Consider the following 1,179-nt stretch of genomic DNA (forward strand, 5'->3'; position numbering starts at 1 on the left):
ATGCATACAATATTTTGAAAACTCCTAAAATTTCTGCTCATACTTAGAGACAGACATATTCCCCTGACGTAATCCCTCAAACTCCCGTCTCTTGGCCTCACAATATGTAGGGAGACAATATTCTGTAGTGAAAGCCTCCTTAAACTGATCGATCAGAATACACCACAATCGCCATAATGATTGTAAAAGAATCCTTTGTGGATACTGGAGAGAATGTCTCTATGTAATCAATTCCTTCCTTCTGGCTAAACCTTTTGGCTACAAGTCTAGCCTTATATCTCTCCACTTGACCATTGGAGTCTCTTTTAGTCTTAAAGACCCATTTGCACCCAATAGGCTTGCTACCCTCTGGTAACTCAACCAAATCCCAAACGTCATTTGATGCCATGGATTTCATTTCATCTTCCATTGCATCTAACCAAAAATTTGAATATGAACTGCTTATGGCCTCCTCATAAGTGATTGGATCTAAATCATCACTTATGTCAAAATCATGCTCCTGCAAGTAAACCTCATAGTCATCAGGAATAGCTGATCTTCGAGTCCTTTGTGACCTCCTCAAAGGCACATCAGTATCTGCAATAACTGGTATATCCTGCTCTTCAACAATGGGTTCATTCTGACCAACTGTTGGCTCATCAACTACTGGATTAATGATATCTCTATCAGGAACAACAAGACTAGGAATGAATACACTTTCTTCTCTAAATTGAGGCTCTCTTGGACCATTACTATCATCAAAACCAAAATCATCCTCAAAATAAATGGCCCTGTCTGATTCCACGATTCTAGTGGTGTGAGAAGGACAAAAGAATCTTGAACCCCTTGATCGATCTGAATCATCGCTTATGTCAAAGTCATGCTCCTGTAAGTAAACCTCATAGCCATCAGGAATAGCTGACCTCCTAGTCCTTTGTGACCTCTTCAAAGGCATATCAGCATTTACAATAGTTAGAACATTCTGCTCTTCAACAACAGATTCATTTTGACCAACTATTGGTTCATCAACTACTAGATTAATAATATCTCTATTAGGAATAACAACACTAGGAATAAATAGATTTTTTTCTCAATAAATATCAGACAGTGATTAGCTTGAGACCAGGAGGTGGCAGTGCTTTGCGCACCTCCAGATTTCTAACCTCTTCTTCTTATTCTTCTTCTTCTTCTTCTTCTTCT

At 38.7% G+C, this 1,179-nt stretch carries 1 protein-coding gene; it reads right to left on the bottom strand.

The features are described 5' to 3' along the window. Positions 1–139: 139 nt before the first annotated feature. Positions 140–784, bottom strand: a complete 645-nt coding sequence (locus FA727_RS25700; protein WP_158318983.1) for a reverse transcriptase domain-containing protein — start codon at positions 782–784, stop codon at positions 140–142. Positions 785–1,179: the final 395 nt, after the last annotated feature.

It is taken from the genome of Robertmurraya kyonggiensis (assembly GCF_005116465.1).
Classification (GTDB): Bacteria; Bacillota; Bacilli; order Bacillales; family Cytobacillaceae; genus Robertmurraya; species Robertmurraya kyonggiensis.